The organism is Thiomicrospira sp. S5 (assembly GCF_003991075.1).
GTDB lineage: Bacteria > Pseudomonadota > Gammaproteobacteria > Thiomicrospirales > Thiomicrospiraceae > Hydrogenovibrio > Hydrogenovibrio thermophilus.
This window is the reverse complement of the sequence record NZ_CP014470.1, coordinates 2,241,037-2,260,417: the sequence shown is the minus strand read 5'-3', so window position 1 is coordinate 2,260,417 and position 19,381 is coordinate 2,241,037. Positions and strand designations below refer to the sequence as shown.

The 19,381-nt window shown below is 52.5% G+C and carries 15 protein-coding genes and 1 tRNA gene; 10 read left to right on the top strand and 6 right to left on the bottom strand.

Annotated features, from left to right (window positions below):
• Positions 1-77: 77 nt before the first annotated feature.
• The gene (locus AYJ59_RS10475) at positions 78-329 is read right to left on the bottom strand and encodes a 2Fe-2S iron-sulfur cluster-binding protein (RefSeq protein WP_029939829.1); all 252 of its coding nucleotides are present in this window, start codon (positions 327-329) and stop codon (positions 78-80) included.
• A gap of 131 nt (positions 330-460) precedes the next feature.
• Here AYJ59_RS10475 and AYJ59_RS10470 point away from each other — a divergent pair, with 131 nt between their 5' ends.
• Both AYJ59_RS10470 and AYJ59_RS10465 read left to right on the top strand, forming a co-directional pair.
• Positions 461-1,294 (top strand): ion transporter, encoded by an 834-nt coding sequence (locus AYJ59_RS10470; protein WP_127120067.1) that lies wholly within the window; start codon positions 461-463, stop codon positions 1,292-1,294.
• Between the two features lie 217 nt (positions 1,295-1,511).
• Positions 1,512-2,747, top strand: a complete 1,236-nt coding sequence (locus AYJ59_RS10465) for a TsoY family (seleno)protein (RefSeq protein ID WP_127120066.1) — start codon at positions 1,512-1,514, stop codon at positions 2,745-2,747.
• Positions 2,748-2,845: 98 nt separating this feature from the next.
• On the opposite strand, the gene AYJ59_RS10460 is transcribed toward AYJ59_RS10465, so the two are convergent.
• On the bottom strand, positions 2,846-3,373 hold the full coding sequence (locus AYJ59_RS10460; RefSeq protein ID WP_127120065.1) for a DsrE family protein: 528 nt from the start codon (positions 3,371-3,373) through the stop codon (positions 2,846-2,848).
• 85 nt (positions 3,374-3,458) lie between these two features.
• Here AYJ59_RS10460 and AYJ59_RS10455 point away from each other — a divergent pair, with 85 nt between their 5' ends.
• Positions 3,459-3,764 (top strand): BolA family protein, encoded by a 306-nt coding sequence (locus AYJ59_RS10455; protein ID WP_127120064.1) that lies wholly within the window; start codon positions 3,459-3,461, stop codon positions 3,762-3,764.
• Positions 3,765-3,799: 35 nt separating this feature from the next.
• Here AYJ59_RS10455 and AYJ59_RS10450 read toward each other — a convergent pair whose 3' ends face one another.
• Positions 3,800-4,504, bottom strand: a complete 705-nt coding sequence (locus AYJ59_RS10450; protein WP_127120063.1) for an arylesterase — start codon at positions 4,502-4,504, stop codon at positions 3,800-3,802.
• On the opposite strand from AYJ59_RS10450, the gene AYJ59_RS10445 reads away from it, so the two are divergent.
• The 3 genes from AYJ59_RS10445 (at position 4,466) to AYJ59_RS10435 (ending at position 7,783) form a co-directional block, all read left to right on the top strand.
• Entirely contained in the window at positions 4,466-5,143 is a 678-nt protein-coding gene (locus tag AYJ59_RS10445) for an ABC transporter ATP-binding protein (protein WP_127120062.1), read from the top strand. The genes AYJ59_RS10450 and AYJ59_RS10445 overlap by 39 nt on opposite strands.
• Positions 5,140-7,611: an ABC transporter permease gene (locus AYJ59_RS10440; RefSeq protein ID WP_127120061.1), complete on the top strand. Its 2,472-nt coding sequence runs from the start codon at positions 5,140-5,142 to the stop codon at positions 7,609-7,611. Before AYJ59_RS10445 ends, AYJ59_RS10440 begins: the two co-directional genes overlap by 4 nt.
• 95 nt (positions 7,612-7,706) lie before the next feature.
• A tRNA-Pro gene (locus AYJ59_RS10435) sits at positions 7,707-7,783 on the top strand.
• Between the two features lie 41 nt (positions 7,784-7,824).
• On the opposite strand, the gene AYJ59_RS10430 is transcribed toward AYJ59_RS10435, so the two are convergent.
• On the bottom strand, positions 7,825-9,429 hold the full coding sequence (locus tag AYJ59_RS10430) for a sensor domain-containing diguanylate cyclase (RefSeq protein WP_127120060.1): 1,605 nt from the start codon (positions 9,427-9,429) through the stop codon (positions 7,825-7,827).
• Between the two features lie 164 nt (positions 9,430-9,593).
• Positions 9,594-9,818 carry a (2Fe-2S)-binding protein gene (locus AYJ59_RS10425; RefSeq protein WP_029939838.1) on the bottom strand — a complete coding sequence of 75 codons (225 nt, stop codon included), beginning with the start codon at positions 9,816-9,818 and terminating at the stop codon, positions 9,594-9,596.
• A gap of 108 nt (positions 9,819-9,926) precedes the next feature.
• Here AYJ59_RS10425 and AYJ59_RS10420 point away from each other — a divergent pair, with 108 nt between their 5' ends.
• Positions 9,927-10,544 carry a metallophosphoesterase family protein gene (locus AYJ59_RS10420; protein WP_164730765.1) on the top strand — a complete coding sequence of 206 codons (618 nt, stop codon included), beginning with the start codon at positions 9,927-9,929 and terminating at the stop codon, positions 10,542-10,544.
• On the opposite strand, the gene AYJ59_RS10415 is transcribed toward AYJ59_RS10420, so the two are convergent.
• Positions 10,541-13,216 carry a methyl-accepting chemotaxis protein gene (locus AYJ59_RS10415; RefSeq protein ID WP_127120058.1) on the bottom strand — a complete coding sequence of 892 codons (2,676 nt, stop codon included), beginning with the start codon at positions 13,214-13,216 and terminating at the stop codon, positions 10,541-10,543. The genes AYJ59_RS10420 and AYJ59_RS10415 overlap by 4 nt on opposite strands.
• Before the next feature lie 292 nt (positions 13,217-13,508).
• Here AYJ59_RS10415 and hrpB point away from each other — a divergent pair, with 292 nt between their 5' ends.
• The 3 genes from hrpB (at position 13,509) to AYJ59_RS10400 (ending at position 19,312) form a co-directional block, all read left to right on the top strand.
• On the top strand, positions 13,509-16,076 hold the full coding sequence (gene hrpB / locus AYJ59_RS10410) for an ATP-dependent helicase HrpB (protein WP_127120057.1): 2,568 nt from the start codon (positions 13,509-13,511) through the stop codon (positions 16,074-16,076).
• Between the two features lie 152 nt (positions 16,077-16,228).
• Positions 16,229-17,428: an alpha/beta hydrolase gene (locus tag AYJ59_RS10405; RefSeq protein WP_127120056.1), complete on the top strand. Its 1,200-nt coding sequence runs from the start codon at positions 16,229-16,231 to the stop codon at positions 17,426-17,428.
• A gap of 144 nt (positions 17,429-17,572) precedes the next feature.
• Positions 17,573-19,312: a methyl-accepting chemotaxis protein gene (locus AYJ59_RS10400; protein ID WP_127120055.1), complete on the top strand. Its 1,740-nt coding sequence runs from the start codon at positions 17,573-17,575 to the stop codon at positions 19,310-19,312.
• The last annotated feature ends 69 nt before the right edge of the window (positions 19,313-19,381 follow it).

The window sequence follows — 19,381 nt, the reverse complement described above, 5'->3', positions numbered from 1 at the left end:
TTTTTTCGTTTGAGATGAAACCAACCACCTTAACCGGTGGTTTTTTATGTTTGTTTAGTCGACTTTAGCCAATCGCATTAAACCAGTTCGATTTCAATGTCCGATAAGGGAATCACGCTGCACGTCAAGATATAGCCGCTGTCGGTTTCATAGACCGGATCCTGAATTTCTTCCACATCACCGGAAACCAAGCGCACCTCACAGGCACCGCAGTTGCCGCCGCGACAGCTGTAGGGCATATCAAATCCGGCTTCGTCCAATGCGTCCAGTAATGAAAACTGGCCGTCAAATTCACATTCTCCTTGTCCTGATACTTTAATTTTCGGCATGGTTTTGACCTTTGTTAAGCGTGTTAAAAGTTTTATTTTAACAATTCAAATCCCATCCTTTGCAGTAAAATAGCCTCAATTTATAAACTTGGTTTATTCGGTTAATCATTTATTTTAATGGAAGGGTGATTATGACGTGGACAGCGTTTCAGTCTAAATTTCAACACATTCGCGACAACAAAGTGTTCGAGTTGTTTGTCATTTCCGTGATTATCCTCTCGTCGCTGTTGATTGGCGTGCGCACTTACAATCTGCCGGAGACGGCGATCACATTCCTGTGGGTCATGGATTATGGCGTGACGGTATTTTTCTTGATCGAAATTCTGATCCGGATGGCGGCGGAAGACCGTTTGAAGGATTTCTTCAAGAAGGGCTGGAATATCTTTGATTTCACCATTGTGGTGGTGAGTTTGATTCCATTGGACGATTCCGAGTATGCCTTGATTGCGCGGATGCTGCGTTTGTTCCGGGTCATGCGTTTGATTTCATTCATTCCGGAACTGCGGGTGCTGGTCAGCGCTTTGATTACCGCCTTGCCGCGCATGGGCTACGTGGCGCTGTTGATGTTCATTATTTTCTATTTGTATGCCGTTATCGGTAATCTGATGTTTGCCGACATCAATCCGAAACTGTGGGGCGACTTGGGGATTTCCCTGTTAACCCTGTTCCGGGTCGCCACTTTTGAGGACTGGACGGATGTGATGTACGAAACCATGGCGGTGTACAGTTTAAGTTGGATTTATTATCTGACGTTCATTTTCTTCTCGGCATTCGTCTTCCTGAACATGATGATCGGGATCGTCGTGGAAGTACTGGACGAAGAGCATAAAAAAATGCTGGCCGAGGAAGAGGAGGTCGTGCATCAAAAAGAGCAGGCGTATCAGGATAAGCTGGAAGGCGAAATCGCAGCCTTGCACGAAAAATTGGATCGGTTGCTGGCAGAGCGCAGTGAGGTTCGCTCTTAAAGCAAACGATGACTGATTATAAAATAAATCTATCATTAGATAAAAGTTGATATAGGGCAAGTTTGTATATAAGCTACTTCTTATATATACATAAAAACGCTAACTAGAACTTATTATCGCTCAAACCGTGTGGCGAGGAACACGGTGCGGGCGCTTCCTAATTATTAATGACCATCGTCGTTAGTGGTTGGGAAAGTACCTCAATAAGGAGTTAGCCATGAAACCGTTTCCGTTCCAGATATTACACATTCTCGCGCCGCTGGGTGCGGCCGGGATGACCGCCTCGTTCTTTTTTGTCGTCAACTACATGACCGCCCATCCGGGCAATGCGTTTATCGATTTCAATACGTTACTCGCCCATCATTTCGGGAAAACCGATCCGTTGAATCTGTTGATTCAAACTTACATCGGCGGCATTATTTTGTCCGCTTCCTTGCATTTCTTTTTACTGTTCCGTTGGTTTAGGGGGTTCAACCGTTTTCGACAGAGTGCCGAATACACCGCACTAAAAGCGTCCAATAAGGAAGTGCAGTTGATGGCGATTCCCTTGACGCTTACCATGACCATGAATGTGCTGTTTATTCTCGGTGCCTTGTTTATTCCGGGCTTGTTTGATCCCGTGACTTGGATGGGTATGCAAGCACAGCTGATTGATTTTTTGTTTGTTGGTGCCGGGGTGTATTTCATTGCCATGTTGGTCTTGGCGTTGAAAATCTTTTCGGTGTATTGGTTGCGCTTGGTGCATGGCAATTTGGATTTCAGTGAAAACGCCAACCTGTCGCAATTGATTGCCATTTTTTCGTTTGCGATGATTGCGGTGGGGTTGGGCGCCTTAGGGTTTTCCAAAGTGCCGTGGATTGCCTTGGTCGGCATGAGTTTGTCGTACATTGTGCTGGGGATGACGGCGATTCTGGCCGGTATCAAATTGGTGTTGGGCTTTAAATCCATGTTCAAGCAAGGCATTTCGGCCGCAACCTCAGTGACATTGTTGCTGCCGGTGGTGATTATCGGCATGTTCGTGGTGGGCTTATACCGTGCGGACATTGCCAATATGCATGCCTTGCAGTTGGAGCGTAATGTCAATTACCACTTGCTGGTGTTCACGGTCGGGGCGGGCATTTCGGTGTTGGTCGGTTTGTTCGGTCTGATGGTGATGAAACGCAGCGGCTTTTTCAAGCAGATGGCTGAAAATCGTTCGGATGCGTCATCCTTTGCCATGGTGTGTCCGGGGTTTGGTTTTGAAGTGCAATTGGTGCTGTGGTTGAATATCGGTTTGGTGTACTCAGGCCTGGTGGAATTCGGCAGTTCCGGTTATTTTGCCTTGTGGGTGCCGTTGATTCTGGTGCAGTTAACCACCATTTATTTTCTGTTGCGCTTGCTACGGATGCACCGCTTTCTCAAGTTTGAACAGGCCTCAACCGCCAAGCCTTCCGGCTTTATGGTGATGCGCTGAGCAGCGGGAAAGCATCTGTTAAATCCGGGCACACTTAAAATGCAAAAAAGCACCTGAAAAGGTGCTTTTTGATATCGGTTGAGCGGTTCCGTGATGGCTTACCAGACCAGCAGTTTATAGCCTTCTTCCTGCAGTTCCATCAAGGCCGCGGCTCCCACTTCAGCGTATTCCGCAAACGGGCGCATGTCCTTGTCGGTCCAATGCAGGGTGTTCATGGTGTTGCCGCAGGCAATCCAGCGCACATTGTAGTCTTTGGCGAAACTGGCGACGCGTTCATACGTCAGTGGTTCCACTTCACGTTGTGGTTTTTTCGCCAACACATGAATCCCCGGGCCGATGGCGACCACGGCGATGTCCACATTATCGCCGTAGCGTTTAATCATCGCCTGGATGGAATTCAAAATGCTGTGTTGGTAAGCCGGGTCGGCTTTGTTCCACATATAAACGGCATGGTGTTCGGCCGGGTCGCCTGGAAAACGGTCAGACGGTGGGTCTTGCAGTTCCGGCACCGGTTTCAGTTTGCCGTCGTTTCCGGCGGAACCGTCTGCGGAGGCCTGCGCGCCCAACGCCAAGCACACCAGCAAGGCAAAAGGGATGAGTCGGTTGAGTTGCGTGTTTAATCGCATAGTGATCTCCTGATTCAATTCGAAAACCATTATACTCTTCATGATTCGGACAATCTGAAAGAGATATTTTATAGAGGATTATAAGTTGAGCTTACAGACACAAATTGAAAACAAAGTGAAAGCCGCGTTTGATGTCACCTTTATGCAACTGGAAAATGAAAGCCACATGCATTCCGGCCCGGCGGACGAATCGCATTTCAAATTGACCTTGGTGGCGTCGGAATTCGACGGCTTGTCGAAAGTCAAACGCCATCAGGCGGTGTACAAAGCGCTGAGCGATGAAATGCCGCAATTTCATGCGCTGGCCTTGCATACCTTCAGCCCGGCGGAATGGGACGCCCGCCCGGACGTGGCAGACTCGCCACTTTGCAAAGGCGGCAGCAAAGCGTAAAAATTGCCAGGCCTGGCCGTTTTCAGGGTTTCGCGTTAGGCGGCTTTGGCCGGTTTTTGGGTAATGAGCTGTTCAATCAGCGGTTGCACGCGTTTGAGTATGGCCGGCTGGGCTTGAGCATTGGGGTGTAAACCGTCATCTTGCGCCATATCCGGGTCCATCACCACCGTTTCCAGGAAAAACGGGTCAAAGAGCAGTTGGTTTCGTTCGGCCACCTGCTGAAAGGTCTTTTGCAGTAACGCATCGTAGGCCGGGCCGTAATTGGTGGGCAGGCGAATGCCGAGCAATAACACCTCGGCACCGGCCTGGCGGCTCATGTCCACCATCTGTTGCAGATTGCGTTCGGTGGTTTGCAGCACCTGGCCGCGCAAGGCGTCATTAGCGCCGAGTTCCAGTATCACCCAATCCGGTTGATGCTGTTTCAATAAAGCCGGTAAGCGGCTTTTGCCGCCGGAGGTGGTCTCGCCGCTGATGCTGGCGTTCACCACTTGAATGTTCCGTTGTTTTAAATCCTGTGTTAGCAGCGCCACCCAGCCTTTTTCCACCGGCATGCCGTAGGCGGCACTCAAGCTGTCGCCCAAGACCAGAAGTGTGGGTTCGTTGGGGGCGGGTTTTGCTTGGGGTTTTACCTCGGCTTGCGTTACACTTGAGTAACCAAACAGAACGGTCAGCGTCACCGTCAGAAACAAAAGAGAGCGAAGATGAAAGAAGAAGCCGTTTTGTGCTTGAAGGACGTGCATTACCATGTCTCGTCTGATGATGAAGAATTGTCTATCATAAAGGGCTGCGATTTGTCTGTCCAGCCGGGCGAGAAGCTGTCGATTGTCGGCCGCTCCGGTTCGGGAAAATCCACCTTATTGTCGTTGATGGCCGGGTTGGAATTGCCAACCGGCGGCGAAGTGCGTTTGTTCGATCAGGCGCTGAATCATCTTGACGAAGATCGTCGCGCGCAGTTGCGGGCCTTGCAGGTGGGGTTTGTTTTTCAGAATTTTCAGTTGATGCCGAGCATGACCGCGCTGGAAAATGTGTTGATGCCGCTGGAGTTGTTTCAAGTCAGTGACGCCGATGACAAAGCCTTGCAGGCCCTGGATAAAGTCGGGTTGGGCCATCGTTTGTCGCATCGCCCGTCGGAGCTTTCCGGCGGGGAGCAGCAGCGTGTGGCGTTGGCAAGAGCTTTTGTCACCGAACCGAAAATCCTGTTTGCCGACGAACCCACCGGCAATCTCGACGAAACCACCGCAGAACAAGTTCAGGATTTGCTGTTTCAACTCAATGACGAACTACACACCACGCTGGTGCTGGTGACGCACGATTTGGATTTCGCCCGCCAGTGCGACCGGGCGCTGACGTTGCATAACGGACGGTTGCAAGCGGTATGAAACGTTACTGGCAAGATGCCTGGACCGCTTCGCTGTGGTTCTGGCGCGGACTGAAACGCGGCGATTGGGTGTGGCTGTTGTTGGCGGTGGTGATTGCCAGCGCCTCGGTGACCTTTGTGGAGCAGCTCGGTAAAACCGTTAAGGATTCCATGTTGCGCCAAGCGGCGAATGACTTGGGCGCGGATTACGTGTTGCGCAGTTCCCGGCCGATTGATGACAGGTGGACAACGCTGGCCGATGAACTGGATTTGCAAACCGCGCAAACCGAAACGCTGGTGACCATGGCGTTGAGCGGCGAACGTTTCCAGTTGGTGCGCCTCAAAGGCGTGTCGCCGAATTATCCGTTACGCAATTATCAAAACCGCTTCCCAACGTTAACGCCGCCGGACAAAACGTCTGAACGGCCAAATGTCTGGGTGGAATCGGCGCTGATGCCGTTAATGCAATTGCAAGACGACAGCACTATTACGCTGGGGAAAACCGAATTTGCCTTGGGTGGCACTTTCCAGCCGCTGGGCGCGGCCGGAGGCATGGGCGCCTTTTCGCATCAAATGGTGATTCCGTTGGCGGATATGGCCGCCACGGAATTGAAAGGGCCGGGCAGTCGCGTGGAATACGAGTTGGCCTTGATCGGAACACCGAACGCCATTGAGCGTTTTGCCGACGCCGTGGATGCGGAGCAAAATCCGCACCTTCAAAGTTTATCCGCCCAAGCACCATCGCAGGATTTGGCACAATCGCTGGACACCGCCTGGTTGTTTTTAGAATTGTCGGCCTTATCTGCGGTATTGGTGGCGGGCTTGTCGATTCTGATTGCCAGCCGTTTTTATTTGCAGCGTTGGCAGAATTCCATCGCCCTGATGCGGGCCTTCGGCGCGCAACGCGCCCAGATGACCCGTTTGTTCGCGTTTCAGCTGAGCTGGTTGGCGATTATTGCCAGCGGTGTCGGCGTGGTGCTGGGGGCCGGATTGTTTCAAGCCAGTTTGCCGTTGCTAAGGGATTATTTCGATCCGCTGGTGCCGGCGTATCAACCGTCGATTTATGTACACGGCTTTTTGATGGGCTTTTTGGTGTTGTGGAGTTTTGCCTGGCAGGCCTATCGCCATGCGGTCAGCACTTCGCCGATGCAGTTGTTGAAGAATTTATCGCGTCAGCCGCAAATGCGCCAATGGTTGGTCAGCTTGGGGTTGATTCTGCTGGTGGTGATGTTGATGACCGGCTACGTCTGGTGGGTGCTGGTCGGGCTGGTGGCAGCCGGTGTCGTATTGTATCTGGCCGCTTTGGGGTTGTTGCGCTTTGTCGGTTGGTTGCAACGCCGCAGCCGCGGCTGGCTTAAGCTGTCGCTGGCGGCTTTATTGCGTGAGCCAGGCCTGGTGAAAATTCAGTTAATCTCAATGGGTCTGGTCCTGTTCGTATTGATGTTGATGACGTTTGTGCGCCATGATTTGATGGCCAATTGGCAGGCGTCTTTGCCGGCCAATACGCCGGATACCCTTATCGTCAACGTGCAACCGGATCAAAAAGACACGGTGCAAACCGTGTTGAAAGGGGATGGTATTGAAACCAACTTGGTGCCGATGGCGCGAGGGCGCTTGGTCGCAGTGAACGACGAACCGATTCGTGCCCAGGAACAGGAATCCAATCGGGCGAGACGTCTATTGGAACGGGAATCGAATATCGCCGTGCTGGAAACGCCGCCGGCTTACAACGAAATGCTGGCGGAAAGCGAACCGGAGCAGGGTTTGCCACAGGTATCGCTGGAAGAGGGCATGGCCGAATTGTTCGGGTTGCAGTTGAACGATGTGCTGACCTTCAGTTTCAGCGGGCAGGATTGGCGTTATGAAGTGACCTCGATTCGCAAGGTGCAGTGGCAAAGCTTCCGTTTGAATTTCTTTTTCATTGTGCAACCGGAGGCCGATCGGTTGCTGCCGATTTCCTATATCGGTAACTTTGCGCTGGCAGACCGTTCGGTGGACGTCAATGCGCTGACTCAGCAATTGGCACAACAAGCGCCGGGCGTGTTGCTGATTGATGCACGGCGCATTCTGACTCAGGTGCAAACCATTATGTCGCAAGCCAGTTGGGCGGTGTCCGGACTGTATGGCTTTACCTTGCTGGCGAGTTTGATTGTCTTGTTCACCGCCACCATGGCCAGCCAACAAACCCGTGTGCAAAGCTGGTTGCTGTTGCGCACCCTGGGGGCAACGCAGCGCGACATCACCAAAATCGGTTTGATGGAGTTCATTCTGCTCGGCGCCTTGGCCGGGTTACTGGCGGCCACCTTCGCTCAACTCGCCGGTTTGGCGGTCAATCAATTTGTGCTGGAAGTGTCACCGGAATGGAACCCGGAATTGTGGGTGATCAGCGTGGTGAGCGGGGCGATGATTCTGTGGCTGATTGGCTGGCTGACGCAAAAACGTTATTTGCGTTTATCGCCGCGCCGAATGGCCCAAAAGTGGTCGGATTGATTTCTGCGTAAGCCCGCGTCGAATGGTGCCAGAAAGCGAGCACAAGGTGCTTGATTAAAATCCGAATCACTTTATAATGTGCGATTCAATGGTCTCGGGGCATGGCTCAGTCTGGTAGAGCACCGTCATGGGGTGGCGGGGGTCGCAGGTTCAAATCCTGCTGTCCCGACCAATTTTCTTCGCGCTGTCCGGCGTATCAATCACTCGTTGTATTCAATTCAGAATGTCTTCCCATTTCCGCATGGCTTCCTGGCAGGCAGAATCGGTGGCGACGCAGACTTTATTGCGCCCGGTTTGTTTGGCTTGGTAGAGCGCTACATCGGCTTGTTTTAACACCTTTTCCATATCCTCGGCGGTTTCCGGCCAGTGGGCGACGCCCAGAGAAATGGTAATGGTACCCACGGTTTTCAATGGTGCATCCGACATGGTTTTCCGTAATCGTTCGGCCACTTGCACGGCGTATTCCAGTGGTGTGTAAGGCAAGAGCATCAAAAATTCTTCGCCGCCGGTGCGGCTTAACACGTCTTGATTGCGGGAGCATTCCCGCATTTGTTCGGTGACGGCTTGAATGACCTGGTCGCCGACATCGTGCCCGTGAGCGTCGTTGACCGCTTTGAAATGGTCGATGTCCAGTGAGATGACGGAAAAAGGAATGTTTTCAAGTTGCCAGGTTTCAAGCTGTTGTTGCAAGCCGCGGCGATTCAGGATGCGGGTGAGCGGGTCGGTCAGAGATTCGGTTTTCAAAGCGTGGATGTGCTGGTGGACGCTGCCGAATCCTTTCAATAGGGCGGTTTTCAGCTCGTCGGCTTCGTAATACCAGGTTTTAATCAGTTTAACCTCGGATTCGGTTTCCGGGGTTTCCGGATGTTCGGCTTGTTGCGCCAAGTGCCAGAGCGGTTTGGAGATGCGCCCGGCAAACAGCCAGATAATCAGGCCGGTAACGAGAAGAATCGGAAGGGAGTGCCAAAGGACACTGAGCATTTGCTTGTCCAGTGTGGCGAGCGTGGCATGCAATGGGCGTTGCGAGACAACTCCCCAACCGGAAATGCCGACCGGCGAATAACCGGCCAGCATGTTGATGCCCTGGCTGTTGATGATTTTTTGGTGGCCGGTTTGGCCATCCAGCACCGTTTCGATGGCCGGGTTGTCGAGTACCTTTTCGCCGATGCGCGTTTTGTCCGGGTGGACGATGAGGCGGTGCTTCGCGTCGACAACGTAGAGGTATGTTTCGTCCTGATAGCTTTGGTCGCTCAGCAGTCGGTGCAGAATGCTGCGGTCGTGTAAATTGATGAGCCCGCCGATAAAGCCGTCATAATGGCCCGTTTCATCGATAATCGGCTGGGAAACCAGAATGAAATATTGACCTTGGTTTAAGCGAAACGGTGAGCTGATTCGGGTTTTCTGCTGTGTTAAGGCTTCCTGAATCGGCGCGTCTTTCAGGATGACATCGGCTTTGAAAGTGTCGGGGGCAGTCAGAGCTTGCAGTTGGCCTTTTGCGTTGACGCGCACCACGGCATTGAAACTGTCTGATTGACGCAATAGACGTTCGGTTTCCAGTTGCGACAGCGACGGATTCTGCGGGGCTTGTGCAATGGTTTGGCTGCTCCATTTCAATTCACTTATGACTAAATTGAGGTGCATGGCGGTGCTGCGCGCCAGTTTGGCGGCGTAGGCTTCATTGGCGTGTAAGGTGCCGTCAATGAGAAGGTTTCTCTGCACCTTGTAAGTGGCGTAAAGCGCATTGACTAGGGTCAGAATGACGCTGACGGTGGCCAGAGAGAGAATGAGGCGTCGTAAATCGATTCGGTTAAGCTGCATGTTTGTTGTGTATTTTTATTCTTTTTATTCTGACTAAGCTGAGCAAAAAATATTTATCAGTCGTGATTATACTTATTTATTCTTGTCGGTGGCTGGTTTAAACACAATCCGGTTTAATTTAACCTTATGAAAAGTAAGATAAAAGGGCTGAGATGACGCGCCAATCAGCTTTCCGACGTTAAGCATTCGACCAGACGTTGCACCTGACGTTTGCAACAGCCGTTGCCGTCGGTGGCGTAGGTTTGGTTTCGCACCGCGTCCAGCGTGTCGGCGCCGGCTTCAATGGCATCGATGATGTCGCGTTTAAGAATGCCGTTGCAGACGCAGAGATTTTCGTCCAAATCTTTTTGGAGGATGTCCGGCAGTTTATCGAGGGTGCTTTGTTTCATCTCTTTATTTTAATGCAAAGCGGCCAGGCCTGGTGGATTTTGCGCCGACTTCGGTTTATGCTGAATAAAATGGTTAGTAGCAGGATTAGGAAAGAATTAGGAGCGGACATGAAAATTTTTTGCATCAGTGACACCCACGGTTACCACCGGCATATGCATGAAATTCCAGAGGCCGATGTGGTGGTGCATGCGGGGGATATTTGCAATCTGGGCAGTGCCAAGCAAACCGAGGACTTTTTGGATTGGTTCCGCGCTTTGCCGATGCCGCATAAAGTGTTGATTGCCGGCAATCATGATTTTCTGTTGGATACACAGCGCCAGGCCGACCTTGGAAAGCCGCCCCAGTCGTTTGATTTTTCCGGCATCCATTATCTGATGGATGACGCGGTTGAAATCGATGGGGTGACGTTTTACGGCTCGCCGTGGCAACCGGAGTTTCAGGCGATGGCGTTTAACCTGCCGCGAGAAGGCGACGCTTTACGCCAGGCCTGGCGAAATATTCCGGACGTGACGGATGTGCTGGTGACCCACACGCCGCCTTACGGCATTTTGGATCAGACCAACGGCGGGTTTGGTGTCGGCTGTGAGTTGTTGACGGAACGCCTGGCCGAACTGCCACAGGTGAAAGCCCATGTGTTCGGTCACGTGCATGAAGCGGCGGGTTACCAACAGCAGAGCGGGCGGCAGTTCGTCAATGCCTTTGAACCCCGCGTGATTGAGATTTAAAAATCATTCCATTCATCGCTCTGTGACGGCGCTTCTGCTTTTGGTTGGTTGGCGGAAATGGTTTGCGGTGATTGTTTCGGTAGCGCCGGGTTGTTTTGTTCGCCGGTAATCGCTTCGCACAGGGCGTCCATTTCCACCAGCAATTGTTCGGACAATTCGGACACCGTTTTCCGGTATTGTTGCATGGTGTCGTCATCGCCGAGTTTTTTCGCATCAATAACCTTGCCGACCATGCTGTGCATTTCGGTATGGGTTCGAATCAGTTGCTGCATTTCCGGCACTGACTGATATTGTCGGCCGACGGTGTTCAGCCATTGGCCCAACGGGCAAAGATCGTCACGACGCGCGCTGTGTTCATCGAAATCGACTTTTTCACCCAAGAGGAAACGTTCCAGGCGGACATTCCAAGCGCGGTGCTTGTTTTTGGCGTCTTCCAATTCAAAGGTGGCCTTATGGCCGCCTTGACCGGATGCGGAACGCTCGGAGATTTTAAATTTACCGACGAACTCGGCCTGCATTTCCGCTTGTTCGCTCATATTCCCCGCCGTGGCGGCCAGCTCTTCCACCAGCGCGGCATTTTGCTGCGTCATTTCATCCAGTGAGTTGACGGCGATGTTGATTTGTCCCAGGCCTTTGGATTGCTCGGTGGCGGCTTTGGAGACCGAGTCCACCAAACCGCTGACCTGTTCGATTTTATTGACCATGTCTTCAAACATGCGGTTGGTCTCTTCCACCAACGAGGTGCCTTGCGAGATTTGTTCGGTGGCGGTGCCAATGAGGTTGGAAATCTCTTTGGAGGATTCGGCGGATTTCTGTGCCAGGTTGCGCACCTCGCTGGCGACGACGGCAAAGCCGCGTCCGTGTTCTCCGGCACGGGCGGCTTCCACCGAGGCGTTCAGCGCCAAGAGATTGGTTTGGAAGGCGATGCCGTCGATGACGGTGGTGATGTCGGCAATTTGACTGCTTAGTTCACTGATGCCGTGCATGGCTTTGGAGGTTTGTTCCATGACTTGAATGCCGCTTTTCGCTTCCGTGGCGGCTTCCGATGACAAACGGTTCGCCTCGTGGGTGTTGTCGGTGGATTGCTGAACCCGGCTGGTGATTTGTTCCATGGAGGCGGCGGTCTGTTCCAGTGATGCGGCTTGCGATTGGGTGCGTTCCGACAGGTCTTCACTGGCTTGAGAGACCTCGTTGGACATTTGACCGATTTCGGTGGAGCCGATTTTGACTTGCCCGAAGGTGGCTTCGATATTGGTCAACGCATTATTGATGGCCACTTGCATGGCATGTACTTCGCCTTTGTATTCGCCTTCCATCCGGCTGGTCAAGTCGCCGTTGCTCATCAGGCAAAGGATGCGGCTGAGGTCTTGCACCAGTGCGGAAAAGGAATCCAGTAAGGTGTTGATGGACAGTGACAACTGGTGGTTGAAGCCTTCCAGTTTGGAGGCGTCGATGCGGTCCTTGAGAATGCCCTGCGAGGCGTTGGACACCAGGTGTTCGATGTTTTCTTCAATCGCCAATTGCTCGGTAATGTTTTTCCATTCTGCGACGGTGCCGATGCGCTCGTGTTTTTCATTGAAAATCGGATCGACGACGAGGTCAATGGTGGCGTCACCAACGTTTATGCGGGCTTCGTAGGTTTCGGTAAGATTGTCGAGTAAATTGGCTTGATGCGCTGGGTTCTGGTGGAAAATGTCGATAGACTGTCGCAGTAAATTGTCGGCATCGAAATGCGGCAGGGCTTTTTGCAGTTCCGGTTCGGCTTGTTTCAGCATGCGTTTGACCGATTCGTTCATGAAAATGATGCTGCGAAAGCGGTCGGCGACCATGATATTGGATGAAGCTGCGTTCAGCGCACTTTCGATGCGTTTGGCATTGTTCAGCGAAGCGTTGACGTCGTCGAAATCGGCGCCGAGACGAATCTGCATGGACTTCACCCGTCCGAGCACTTGGTTAACCAAGTTACGGCCCGAAGCCTGAATGGGGTTATTGAAGTGGCCGCCGGAAATTTCGGTGAGCAAATGGTGAACTTCTTTGAACTTGCGCTCGTTGACCCAGGCAATCAGGAAAATCGCCACAATGAACAGTGCGCTGATGCCTTCAAACAACAGCGGCGGGACGCCGAGGTTCAAGAGCGGCATATTGGCGGTGATGAACAGCAGAATGCTGAACAGCATAATCAAGCGGCTGGCTTCGAACTGATTAAAGGGGTTGAACCGGGTTACCACTGTGACTGGGCTGCCGCCGGACAGCTTTAGTTTGCCGGCGGCAATGTCTTTATAGGCTTGCTCTGTTTGGGCGACTTGTTCGCGGGATGCGGGCGTTCGAACCGACATGTAACCGACGATTTCGTCGTTTTCAAACATGGGCGTGGCATTGGCGACGACCCAATAATGATCGCCGTTTTTACGGCGGTTCTTGACGATTTGCGACCAGGGCCGCCCGGCTTGGATGGTGCCCCAGAAGTCTTTGAAAACGGCGGCAGGCACATCGGGGTGCCGAAGAATGTTATGCGGTTGGCCGACCAGCTCCAACCAGTCGTAACCGCTGGCTTCGATAAATGCCTCGTTGGCTTCGGTGATGTTCCCGTGTAAATCGGTGCGAGAGACAATAGTGAGACCCTCTGGTAACATATATTCTTTTTGGGTAACCGAGCGACTTTTTACGTCCATTTTCCAAAGACCTTTTTTGTACAACTAAATTTCGCTTAGTAGACTCAAAAGCCCAAGGCTTGGCAATAATCAAAAAAACGCATATTTCCTTTTTTTTTAAAAAGGGTATATAAAATTTACTGTTTATTTTCAAAGAGTTGATTGGGTTTGAAATTTTGAATGTCTAAAAGCTTAATTTTTTTATGTCTATATAAGTTGTTGAAATAAAAGAAATTTTTAATGAGTTTAAATGTAAGTTCTTTTGCTTATAAAGAAGTCGGCACCGAGTCGGGCAATTCCTTGGAATATTGTGATGGCTGATTTGCCGATAATCCCCATTCTACCGGCGATTCGGCAGGGTTTGGCAGAACACGATAACCTGGTTTTGCAGGCCGAACCGGGCGCCGGTAAATCGACCGCTGTGCCGTTGGAGTTACTGAAATCGCCTTGGCTGAACGGACGTAAGGTGCTTCTATTGGAGCCTCGCCGCTTGGCGGTGAAATCCATTGCCTATTATCTATCGGAACAACTGGGTGAAACGGTCGGGCAGCGAATCGGTTATCAAATTCGCAACGAACGCCGCGTGAGCCGCGAAACGCAATTGGAAATCGTCACCGAAGGTATCTTGACGCGTCGCTTGCAACAAGACCCGGAGTTATCGGATGTGGCCTTGGTGATTTTTGATGAATTCCATGAGCGTTCTTTGCATGCCGACTTGGCGTTGAGTTTGTGTTTGGACGTTCAGGCCGCACTGCGGGACGATTTGAAGTTATTGGTCATGTCCGCCACCATCGATTTGGATGCGGTTCAAAGCCTGTTGGCGGCCAATGGCGCATCGGTGGCACAAGCGCAGGCACCGGGCCGTACTTATCCGGTATCGGAGCACTATTTGCCGAAGCCGTTGGCGTCCACGCACTTTCGCGATGTATTACCGGCGCTGATTCAGCAAATTCGCCAGGCCTGGCAAGAAACCGAAAAGGATATTCTGGTGTTTCTGGCCGGGCAGGGTGAGATTCGCCGCGTACAGGAACGTTTGGAAGGAACGCCCTGGCCGAACACGGTGATGCGTCCGTTGTATGGCGCTTTGAAACCGGAAGAGCAAGAATTGGCGCTGGTGCCGGACGCGCAGAGTCGCCGCAAAGTGGTGCTGGCCACCAATATCGCCGAAACCAGTTTGACCATCGACGGTATTAGCGCTGTGGTGGACAGCGGCTTGAGCCGTAAAGCCTTGTACGATGTATCCAGCGGCATGACGGCTCTGACGACGCAGCGGGTTTCCAAAGCCTCAGCCGAACAGCGCAAAGGCCGCGCCGGGCGTTTGGCGGCCGGGCGGGCTTATCGTCTCTGGACTGAAAGCCAGCAACTGCAATTGGCGGACTTCGATCCGCCGGAAATCGAGCAGGCCGATTTGAGCGCGGTGTGCTTGGAGTTGGCGATTTGGGGCATTCATAACCCGGCGGATTTGAATTGGATGACACCGCCGCCCAAAGCGCATTTTGATGCGGCACAGGCACTCTTGATGGCCTTGGATTTATTGACCGACACGGGGCAGGCGACCGACTGGGGCCGTAAAGCGGCCGAGTTCGGTTGGTCACCGCGTTTGGCGGTGATGTGTTTGAAAGCCGAGTCGGTTTGTGATTTGTCGCCGAATCAGGCCAAAACGCTGGCGACCGACTTGGCGGCGATTTTATCGGAACGGGATGTTCTGCAAACGCGCGATGACGCCGATTTAATTCAAAGGCTGCTGGCGTTGCAGGCGTATCGCCAAAACCGTTCTTCGGCGTGTCAGGCCTACCCGGTGCATCGCTCGGCGATGGAACAGGCCTTGAAAAACGCGCGTTCCGCGCTTAAAAAATTGAATGAATCGTCACCTTGCCAACCGTTGAGTTTGGCGGCGTTGCAAGCCGAATGCGGTAAGCTGGTGGCACTGGCTTATCCGGACCGGGTGGCAAAACGCCGTGGCGCGCAAGGGGCGCGTTTCCAGTTAAGCAACGGTAAAGGCGCGGTGTTGCCGGAATTTGATCCGCTGGCTCAACAGGATTGGCTAGCGGTGGCGCAACTCGACGGCCAGCGTCAGGATGGCCGGATTTATCTGGCCGCGCCTTTGGACGTGGCGGACATCGAAACCTTATTTGCCGAGCAAATTGAAGAGCGGCCTTATCTAGGCTTGAATAAAAGCAAAGGCGAGTTGGCGGCGGTGCAGCAACGTTGGTTGCAAAAGCTGTTGCTGTCGGAGAAGCCGCTGAACAATCCGGATACGGCGACCTTGCAAGCCGCCTTGTTGGGATTGCTGGCGGAAGATTTATCCTTGTTGCCGTGGCGCGAAAACACCCAGGCCTGGTTAAAACGGGTCAATTGGCTGGCCGGGTTCGATTCGGGCCACGAAACGCCTTTTCCCAATTTCGACCAGGCCTGGCTAAAAGCGCACCTTGACGATTGGCTGGCACCCTATTTGAATGGTGTTACAACAATCAAAGGCTTGCAGTCGCTGGATGTGTTGATGCTGTTGCAGAGTCAATTGACTTATGAGCAACAGCAGGTGTTGGCCCAGCAAGCGCCCACTCATTACACGACGCCGTCCGGGCACCGGGTGCGGATTGATTACAGCGGTGCTTCGCCGAAAGTGTCGGTGATTTTGCAGGAGATGTTCGGTGAACTGACCAGCCCGCGGTTGGCCTGGGGGCAGGTGCCTTTGACGTTCGAGTTGTTGTCGCCGGCGCGACGCCCGATCCAAGTCACCAGCGATTTGGCCAATTTTTGGCAGACGTCTTACTTTGAGGTGGCGAAAGACATGAAAGGGCGTTATCCGAAACACCGCTGGCCGGACAAGCCGTTAGAGGAAAAACCGGGGCGTTCGGTGAAGTCGAAACCCGCTCAGTAACCTTGGTTTCTTTCCAGTGACGGTTTTTTTGAATTTTGTTACGAAAATACTATACCGACTTATTGATTAAAAATGTCCAGGCCTGGCTTGCAACGGCGTGATATCAGGTTGTTTTGATGAACGTTATTACGCTCTAAAGGAGAGTTATTGAAATGACGGACTGGCGAAAATGGTTGGCTAATGGGCTGCTGTTGGCTTGGATCGGTTTGGTCGTGGGTTGCACCGCCGTGGCGGATAAGCCGGAACTGCAATCGGCCAAGACGTTTCCGGTGATTACTCAGGTGACGTTTGACGATTACCGTTTGCAAACCCGTCAGTGGTTGACGGAGCACCGGCTGTTTTTGAGCGACGATCCCGCAGCGGAAGTGGAGGCCAATAGTCCGCAGGAGTGGCGACCGGCGACAAAACCGCAAAAGGGGATTTTGCTGGTGCATGGTTTGGGTGACTCGCCGTACTCGTTTACCGATATCGGTCCGGTGTTGGCGGAAAACGGGTTCTTGGTGCGCACGCTGCTTTTGCCGGGGCATGGCACTCGGCCGGGCGATATGTTGAATGTTCAAATCGACCAATGGCGCGCGCTGTTGAAAAAGCAAACCGAGATATTAGAGCAAGAAGTGGATCAGGTGTATCTGGGCGGCTTTTCAACCGGGGCGAACTTGGTGACCGAGTTGGCGTTGCAGGATGAGCGCATTGCCGGGCTGGTGTTGTTTTCACCGGCGTTTGAGTCCAATGCGCCGATTGATTGGTTGGCACCTTGGGTGCAGGGCATGATGCCGTGGTTGCGAACCGATATGAAATATCGACACGATATTTACGTGCGTTATGGCAATATGCCCACCAACGGGTTTTCGCAATACTATTACTCGAGCGAATCGGTATTGAACGCCCTGTCGGAAAAAGCGTTCGATAAGCCGACGCTGGTGGTGGTCAGTGAAGCCGATTCGGTGGTGGATGTTCAGCGGGTGTTGGCATTGTTTACAACCCGTTTCACGAATCCGAACAGCCGGTTGATTTGGTATGGCGCGCCGCCGGAAACGGAGGATGCTCGCGTATTGGTGCGCAGTGCTTCCTTGCCGGAATGGCGTATCAGCAACTTCTCGCACATGGGGATGGTGTTTTCACCGGATAATCCGCTTTATGGCATCAACGGCCAGTTTCGCATGTGCTGGAACGGCCAGTCCGATGCGCATTATCAGCAGTGTGAGAATGGCGAAGAGGTGTGGTATTCCGCCTGGGGGTATGAGACGGAGAATAAAGCGCATGCACGTTTGACATTTAATCCATATTTCGCTTGGCAAAATGACGTAATGTTAAAGGTGCTGGCGTCGGGCTCCGTGGTGCCCAAGCCTTGATTCAAATCCCTCTATGAATCGATTAAATAATATTGTTGTACAGGTATTATACAAAAATTGTACTCATAAAATAAAATCGGTATACTGAGCTGAAAGCCAGCTTGGTTTCCGGCATAAAAACAAATAAATACGACTAGGACAACTATGTTCAATTCACAGTTAAAGCATGATTATGCTCAGTTGCAAAAACGTTATGATTCGGCGCAAGGTGTGCTCGATGCCTTGAACCGCTCCATGGCAGTCATCGAGTTCGATTTGGAAGGCAAGGTACTCCATGCGAATGACAATTTTCTGAAAACCGTCGGTTACGCTCTAGAAGACATTGCCGGCCGGCACCATCGAGTTTTTGTACCGTCGTCGATTGCACAGGCGTCGGACTACGCCGCTTTTTGGGCCAAACTGGCCAAGGGCGAGTTTGTCTCCGGGCGTTTTAAACGCGTCAATAACCAAGGTGAAACCGTTTGGCTGGAGGCCAGCTATAACCCGATTGTGAATGCGCAAGGTCAGGTGGAAAAAGTGGTGAAGTTCGCTTCCGATATTACCGAACAGGTGGAAGCCGAACTGGAATTCAAAGCACAAATGGATGCGATTAATCGAGTGATGGCGGTGATCGAGTTTGAACTCGATGGCACCATCCGCACCGCCAATGAAAATTTTTGCAAAACCATGGGCTATTCGTTGGCGGAAATCCAAGGGCAGAAGCATGCGATGTTTGCCGAGCCGGGGGCTGCCGACACCGACGAATACCGGGCCTTTTGGGATGAGTTGAACCACGGCAAGTTTGTGTCCGGCACCTTTAAGCGTGTGAAGAAAAATGGCGAAGACGTTTGGTTGGAAGCCAGCTATAACCCGATTTTGGATACCGAAGGTCAACCATATAAGGTGGTGAAATACGCCACCGATGTCGGTCAGAACGACAATATGAAATTGCTGCGCAGTGTGGTGGACGAAGCGACTCGAGTGATGCAGGCGTTTGCCGCCGGCGATTTAACACGCCGGATGCCTGTAGCGTTGCAGTCAGGGCGCGGTTCGATGTTCTCGCCGGAAATCGAACGCATCAACGATGGCATCGGTCAGATGTCGGACCGTTTGACGGAAGTCATCGCGCAAGCCACCGAGGCCACTCGCGTGGTGGCGTCGGCTTCCGATGAAGTCTCGCAAGGGGCGCACGATTTGAACGACCGGGTGCAAGAGCAGGCGGCGGCGTTGGAGGAGACGGCACAGAACATGGAAAACATGACGCAGGTGGTTAAGAACAATGCCCAGCATTCGCAGCAGGCGTCACACGTTTCCATCGAGGTACAAGGCAAGGCGTCGGATGGCATGCAGGTGATGCGCGCCACCATTGACGCCATGGGCGCAATTCAGGAGTCCAGCCATAAGATTGCCGACATCGTTACTTTGATTGACAGCATTGCGTTTCAGACCAACTTGCTGGCGTTGAATGCCGCGGTGGAAGCCGCCAGAGCCGGAGATCATGGCCGTGGTTTCGCGGTGGTGGCCGGAGAAGTTCGGGCCTTGGCACAGAAGTCGTCCGACGCGGCCAAGGAAATCCGTCAGCTGATTGATGAGAGCGTGAAGCGGGTTGAACAGGGCAGTGAGCAAGCGTCTAAGTCCGGGGAAGTGTTGGAGCAAATTGCCCAGTCCATCGATAGTGTCACGGAAATGGTCAATCAAATCGCCTCGGCAACCGCCGAGCAGATGACCGGCATCGAGCAGGTGCACCACACCGTGACCCAGTTGGATGACGTGACCCAACAAAACGCCGCTTTGGTCGAGGAAACCACCTCGGCGGCGGAAAGTTTACGTTATCAAGCCGATATTCTCGCGAAAGACATGTCGTTTTTCACGACGGATAAACCCTCGGAACTGACCAAGAAGTAAGGCATGTGCCTTTCAGGGCTTACGATAAAACGTCTTCGCTCTAAAGGGTATAAAGGCCTGTCCGTTTCC